Annotated in this window: 8 protein-coding genes, 2 tRNA genes and 1 pseudogene; all 11 read left to right on the top strand. The window is 58.9% G+C overall.

Going from position 1 to position 6,110, the window contains the following annotated elements; translation table 11 throughout:
* The first annotated feature begins 121 nt into the window (after positions 1 to 121).
* Positions 122 to 197, top strand: a tRNA-Gly gene (locus tag SB771_RS32975).
* Between the two features lie 100 nt (positions 198 to 297).
* A tRNA-Cys gene (locus tag SB771_RS32970) sits at positions 298 to 371 on the top strand.
* Between the two features lie 171 nt (positions 372 to 542).
* Positions 543 to 1,271: a tyrosine-type recombinase/integrase gene (locus tag SB771_RS32965; RefSeq protein ID WP_175661047.1), complete on the top strand. Its 729-nt coding sequence runs from the start codon at positions 543 to 545 to the stop codon at positions 1,269 to 1,271.
* A 184-nt stretch (positions 1,272 to 1,455) separates the two neighbouring features.
* Positions 1,456 to 2,274: a DNA adenine methylase gene (locus tag SB771_RS32960; RefSeq protein WP_341770288.1), complete on the top strand. Its 819-nt coding sequence runs from the start codon at positions 1,456 to 1,458 to the stop codon at positions 2,272 to 2,274.
* A gap of 172 nt (positions 2,275 to 2,446) precedes the next feature.
* On the top strand, positions 2,447 to 2,878 hold the full coding sequence (locus tag SB771_RS32955; RefSeq protein WP_175661048.1) for a PAAR domain-containing protein: 432 nt from the start codon (positions 2,447 to 2,449) through the stop codon (positions 2,876 to 2,878).
* A 6-nt stretch (positions 2,879 to 2,884) separates the two neighbouring features.
* On the top strand, positions 2,885 to 3,382 hold the full coding sequence (locus SB771_RS32950) for a DUF4123 domain-containing protein (protein WP_175661049.1): 498 nt from the start codon (positions 2,885 to 2,887) through the stop codon (positions 3,380 to 3,382).
* Positions 3,372 to 3,842: a hypothetical protein gene (locus SB771_RS32945; RefSeq protein ID WP_175661050.1), complete on the top strand. Its 471-nt coding sequence runs from the start codon at positions 3,372 to 3,374 to the stop codon at positions 3,840 to 3,842. The genes SB771_RS32950 and SB771_RS32945 overlap by 11 nt, the downstream gene beginning before the upstream one ends.
* Positions 3,730 to 4,341 carry a restriction endonuclease fold toxin 5 domain-containing protein gene (locus tag SB771_RS32940; protein ID WP_063909297.1) on the top strand — a complete coding sequence of 204 codons (612 nt, stop codon included), beginning with the start codon at positions 3,730 to 3,732 and terminating at the stop codon, positions 4,339 to 4,341. The genes SB771_RS32945 and SB771_RS32940 overlap by 113 nt, the downstream gene beginning before the upstream one ends.
* Positions 4,342 to 4,353: 12 nt before the next feature.
* Positions 4,354 to 5,070 carry an Imm52 family immunity protein gene (locus tag SB771_RS32935; RefSeq protein WP_244096790.1) on the top strand — a complete coding sequence of 239 codons (717 nt, stop codon included), beginning with the start codon at positions 4,354 to 4,356 and terminating at the stop codon, positions 5,068 to 5,070.
* 151 nt (positions 5,071 to 5,221) lie between these two features.
* Positions 5,222 to 5,335: pseudogene (locus SB771_RS32930) on the top strand (DUF159 family protein); the annotation flags it as partial.
* 119 nt (positions 5,336 to 5,454) lie between these two features.
* A complete protein-coding gene (locus SB771_RS32925) occupies positions 5,455 to 6,105 on the top strand; it encodes a hypothetical protein (RefSeq protein ID WP_175661051.1) in 651 nt (216 codons plus the stop codon).
* The last annotated feature ends 5 nt before the right edge of the window (positions 6,106 to 6,110 follow it).

The following is a 6,110-nucleotide window of genomic DNA, read 5'->3' as shown; positions in this document are numbered from 1 at the left end:
AGTAGCTCAGTTGGTAGAGCGCAACCTTGCCAAGGTTGAGGTCGCGAGTTCGAGACTCGTCTCCCGCTCCAGATTTTCTGGCAGCGTGTTGTACGGCAAAGCGCTGCAGGTGCAGGACAATGCGGGAGTAGCTCAGTTGGTAGAGCGCAACCTTGCCAAGGTTGAGGTCGCGAGTTCGAGACTCGTCTCCCGCTCCAGGTAATGGGGAAGCCTCGCTTCCCTTTTTATTTGATGGACTGATGGTCCTCGAATAAAAATCTGTCGCTTGCCTTCACGGCATCCGGACAGTCCGCTTTTGGCGCGATAGCAAAGCGGTTATGCAGCGGCCTGCAAAGCCGTTTAGGCCGGTTCGACTCCGGCTCGCGCCTCCAAGTAGAACGAGATAAAGCCCTGATTCGTCAGGGCTTTTCTTTTTTCCGCGTCGCTTTCATTCTTGTAATAGAGTTGCCTAGAGTGGTAAAAAGTCGCCTGTAACCAACTAAAAACCGACGCCAACCACCCGTCAATCGGCTAATTGGCAATCGAGGCGAGTTTATCTAGGCATGGCGAACAAACGACTGCGGCCGTCCGGCACGTGGGAATACACGATCAAACGGGCGAAGCTGCTACCAAAGCCACTTTCCCTGACCTTTGACACTGAGGCAGAAGGCGACGCGTACGTCGCCCGATTGGAGCAGCTGCTGGACGCCGGCATCGTGCCCGATGAAGTGGTCGAGCAACGCGAAGCGATCGCGACAACGGGGGACGCCATTCGAGCGTATCTGCGCCGCGTATCGGTCCCTGATTCCGACGTCCAGGTGCTCAATGCGCTCCTCGGACGAGCGGCCATCAAGGCAAAGTCGCTTGCGACACTCGATTACCAGTGGGTCGAGCGGTGGGTGACCGCCATGAAGCGACACGACCACCTTTCGCCGTCAACGATCCGGCACTACGTTGGTGCGTTGGCTCGCTGCTTCGATTGGGTGGTGAGATCGGGCACGCCGATGTTGGCGACCAACCCTCTCCGCCTGCTCCCGAAGCGATACGCAACCTACACCGATGAAGATCGGGTCTCGTCCCGGCTATCGGCACAGTTCGGGCGGATATTCGACGCGGCAGGTTGCTCGGATCTCGTGTCCCATGACCTGCGGCACGAGGCGACGTCGAGGCTGTACGAGCGTACGACGTTGAGTGACGTTCAGATCGCGAAGATCACGGGACACACGAATCCCAAGGTCTTGATGCGTTACGCAAACCTGCGGGGGAGCGATCTCGCCGAAAGGCTTTGGTGAGACCCCGGCCGGGTGGCCGGGGTGGGTCTGGAGCGATCACGCGGCCATTGCGGCCGGTGCGTCCATTTCGGGAAGGCGTGGAAGGGGGCGTGCTTTGCGGCCGGGCCGGCGCGGGTCCGTCTGCGAAAGTTACTTTCGGATTTTCGATCGAAACCGCAGCGCCAGTCAGAACACGGTCGACACGTTGACGAAGCTCGCGACGGGGAATCTCACGTCGGCCGCCGACCTGTTGCGCGGGGCGACGAGCCTGCTGTCGGTGGCCGGCGATCTGAGTCCGCAGATCGGAACGGTGATGCGCAGCTTTTCGGCGACGGGGGCGGCGGTCAGCGGCATCCTCAAGATGGTCGGCGGGATCAATCATCCGTTGATCCAGTCGGCCGCGCAGTCGGTCAACCTATATCGCGTCGTGCAGCATCACCTGGAGGAGTTCGTGCGCCAGTTCAAATGGGCGTTGACGAGCCGGCAGGTATTCGAGTGGCTAAAGCACACGATCCCGGAAACGCTCACGGACATCCAGCGTGCTGCGAGGTTCTACTACCTGCAGAAAAGTTGTTTTGGGGCGAAGCTCGAAGGACAGACATTTGGCACGGCGACAACTACGCCGCCCGGTCTGAACCTGCTGCGTATCGAGGAGGAACTCTCTGCAGCGCACCTGCGGCTTGCGAACGCGTTTATCGAGCGGCTGGATTGGGCTGCCTGCATTGATCGGTACGACCGCCCGCATACGCTGTTCTATCTGGACCCGCCGTATTACGAGATGGAAGGGTATGGCGTGGCGTTTCCATTCAGCGAGTACGAGAAGATGGCGCAACGGCTGCGGTCGATCAAAGGGCGCGCGATCGTCAGCCTCAACGATCATCCCGACATTCGGCGCGTGTTCGACGGATTTCACATCGAGACCGTGCCGATTCAATACACGGTCGGTGGTGGGAGGGGCGTCGAGCGAAACGAGCTGATCATTTTCAGTTGGGACGACGCGGCGCAGCCGGTCGGTCTGTTCTAGCGGACGGCTCGCCCGCAGGTCCGTTCCATTGGCGTACCCGGCAATTCTGCGGGTTGTTTGGCGGGAGGCGCATTGGCTAAATGTCACATTTGGTCAAGTCGCCTTCCGACTCTCGACAGCCGCCTGTTGCTCGGATAATAGTCGGATCATTAGAAACCGAGAGGGCCTGCATGTGAAGCGGAACTATCTCCGAGTTGGAGACCATTCGACCAGCGGCGGGGTGGTCGTCGACAGCATCCCGACCATGAGTTGCGACGGCGTTGGACTTACCTACTTAGGTGCCAAAGTAACTTGTCCGGCTTGCAAGCGTGTCGGCGTCATCGTTGCAGAGGGGCCGCGTTGGCCCGGTAACTTGATGGGGCACCAAGCTGCGCTGGAAGGCGATAAGGTCGCATGCGGGTGTAGTCCACTGCCGACCATGATTGCGTCGCAGTCTGAGATGTTTCAGTCCTTCGAGTCGGATGCGCTCGTCAAAATGGGCTTCTCTGCGACAGGAGGTCCGGTCGCGCTGGAACTCGCTGCCCCGAAGCCATCAGAGGGATTCTGTCTTTCGTGCATGGTTGCTGCTGCCAAGAACGCGGCTGCGATGATCATTCGCGGGTGAGCAGCGATGGGCATTCAAGATATCTATTCGGCGGTGCAGGAGCGGGCGAGCCTTCCGGTTCGTCTGTTTGCGCTTGTGGATGGTCTGTTGTATTCCGAGCTGGTCGGTTCCGAGCCGCGCAGGGCTCGCGATTCGGCAATGGCGTTGCTTGATGCAACACCGGACGCCTCGCTCGCGGATGCTGGCCCTTGGCTATTCGACTTCGCGGCTGTCGACGGTGATTGCCGGCGTGCGCTCGGGCAGTTGGCGCAGAGCGAGTATGGAGTGAACTGGATCATCAGTGCCTATGGACCGAGCCAGCTCTCGGCCGAGCTTCGGGAGAGGTTGGACGGTACGCTGCCGGACGGTCGATCGGTAATGCTTCGCTACTACGACGCGCGCGTGATGCGTCATTTCGCGCCGGCACTCAGTTCAACCGAGTTGACGATGTTCTTTTCCCCGACGTTCGATTGGCTGTTAGAAATCGACGGACAGCTCTTCAGGGCGCACCCTTATGCCGCTTAATCTCACCCCGGCGCACCTGTCGGCACTCGCTGAAGGTGAAGCGCGCAATTTCGTCGATGGCATGCGGCGCGATCTGATCAAAGCCGATCCCGCCCTGGGACAGGATATCGACCTTCACCATCGTCTATGGGATGCGTATCGAGCAGCGCGGACGCTCGGCATTCAACAAAGCGATCACTTCGTCCAGTTCCTCAAAATCGAGGCGTATTCGCCGAGCTTCTACGACAAGCCTGCAACGTGGGCTTGGCTGACGAAGCCCGGTCGCGACGCTGACGAGCGTTTCCAAGTCTACGTCCAAGAGATCACTTGGCGATCCCAACATCCCGATAGCTTGAAAGGAGTCCCGCATGGCGGCACCGTTAATCCCCCTAGTGACAGCCGCAGCGGCGGAAGCGGGGCCGGCATTGTCGGCTATTGGAAGCGTATTACTGGGGGGCGCGGCAGTAGCGGGGATAGGTAGCCTTCGGGGTGACGTTAGCAAGATGGACGAGCAGGCGAAGGCAAAGACGGAATCGCGGACAATGTCCGACTCCACTGCGCCCTGCAAGAAGTGCCCGCCCGAACAGACCGGCAAACTTGTGCGTAGCCGACACGGCGCCAACTGGCCTGCGTATCGATATCAGGCGCGAGTAACCGGCTTCGCGTTCGATACGGAGAGCTGCCTGTGGAGCGACGAGTGGGAGTGGCTTGGAATCGATTTTGACGGATTCAAGCCACAAGAGTGCTTGCTGCAAGAGGCGAAGGGGAACTACGACCAGTTTCTTGACGGATCTATTCCGAAGTCCGAACAGTTCTTCAAGGGCTTTCGCCACATGCGCGATCAGGCGATCAAGCGTGCGCTGAGGGTAAAGGCGAATCCACCAACGCGGCTACGTTACTATTTCCAAGGACCGCTGACCTATAAGCGAATGGCGGTTTGGTTCAAGACCATGTCGATTGAGTCGGAGTATTTTCCGTAACTTCCTACCATCATGAAAATTGATTCCTTCATCAAGGCCGGCGGAATCGAAGTGTTCGCGTTCGCGCAAACGCTCGCGAAGGTCGGTGCGATTGTTGATGTAATGGCGGCCGCGGCTCCGGATCTGGCGCGTCCAAAGTGGCGTATGCAGGGCGATACGCTTGCAGAGGCGCAGGCTGGCGAGGTGTATGCGGCCGATGGCCAGCCCAGTAGCGCAGCGGTAACGGCGCTGGAGAATGAATACCGAGGCGAGGAAACGTCGTCGCTCGGGATATGGGACGGCAGCGCCGACGATTCCATCGGCGCATCGGTCGAGGTCTTCGCGTGCGGCGGGCATTTCCCCGATACGGTATCAATAGGCGCTCGCGGGGCATTCATCGACAACAAGAACGTTGTGGTTAGTATTGTGGTCAAGACCGCACAGGAATTTTCGCCGGCCGTGATCTCGGCCGCGCCTGACGGCTACACGGAGAAGCAGGCTTTTCAGGATCGCCCCGGCGTCGGTTGGATGATCTATCTGCCGGTGGATCTGACCACTCAACAGATTCCCGAAGCGCAGGAGATTGTTCCGGTGTTGTCGGCAGATCGGAAGCGGAGGCTCGGCACGATCCTTGTCAGCATCAAGGATGAAGTGTTCTCGGCCGACAACGAGGAGCACCTGGCCGTGGCACACAATATCGAGGCGCGACTTATTTCGATGGATCTCCTACCGCTTCTTGCCGAGATTTGAGCGCTGCCGATGTCGGTCGTAATGCCGGCTTCAGTCGAAGCGAGCGCTGTCGATCATGCGGCGGAGCTGGTCGAGCGCGAACGAATCGGGATAGCCGTTCTTCTTCAGCTCCAGCTCGGCCGCGCAGACCATTTTCTCCATGAGCCGCAGCGTTATCCTGTGGCCGGACGACTGGGAGGAGTGGCTGACGACGTCGAACATCGAAGCCGCGCGCGCAATGCTGCAGCTCTATCCGGCGGACGAAATGATCGCGGAACCAAAGTAACTAGTCAGGGCGGAGCCGAATTGCCGGCCTTCTAGACTAATGCCACAACAGTGATGTCGACCTCGGACACGTGCCGAGCGATATTATTGCCGGGATCAATAATACCGCCGGGGGAATCGATGGACGTGACACTTCAGCTGACCAATGCTTTCGTTTTAGCGAACCAACGCTTCTCCGAATTGCGCGCGCGGTGGATCGAAGTTTCGTTCGCGATAGGTGGGCTACTTCCCGAGTCACTGCTGACTGTCTCGGTTCAACGGAGTGGCGATCTCGACGTCCTCGTTCGTGCGTTAGAGGACGAACGAGCGTCGCCACATTGGGATGCACGGGCTGATCTTTCCGGCGATGCCATCTCACGTCTCGTTATGCTTTCCGAGCTCTGGGTGGGATCCGCGTACGAGATTGTCAGGCTGCTAGAGGAGCGTAAGTTAGTGCCGGCCAGCGTCGACTTCAGGAAATTGCATGACGAACTTCGCGCTATCCGCGTACCAGTCATGAAGCACGAAATCGCCCGCGACAAGAAACTCAAAGCACCTTTGGAATTTCAGCGTGTTCCGTCGCGTGTAGGGGACGAACCGTACATTTATGCGAAAGACGATGCTACGCGCTCTCTGATTCTGCCGACCGGAATTTCCGAGCGTGGTGCGGTGATGTGGCATACGATCGACGGCATAGATCTCTCTGAACTTTGGCTGGAGCGTCGGCGCTTGTCCGATGCGTTCCTCGCTTTCTGGCCGACGAAGCGGACATCCTCAGATCGGCAGCGCTAACTTAT

It is taken from the genome of Burkholderia sp. SIMBA_051, assembly GCF_046534915.1.
In the GTDB taxonomy this organism is placed as follows: domain Bacteria; phylum Pseudomonadota; class Gammaproteobacteria; order Burkholderiales; family Burkholderiaceae; genus Burkholderia; species Burkholderia ambifaria.
The sequence above is the reverse complement of the archived record's forward strand: the minus strand, read 5'-3'. Positions and strand labels throughout refer to the sequence as shown.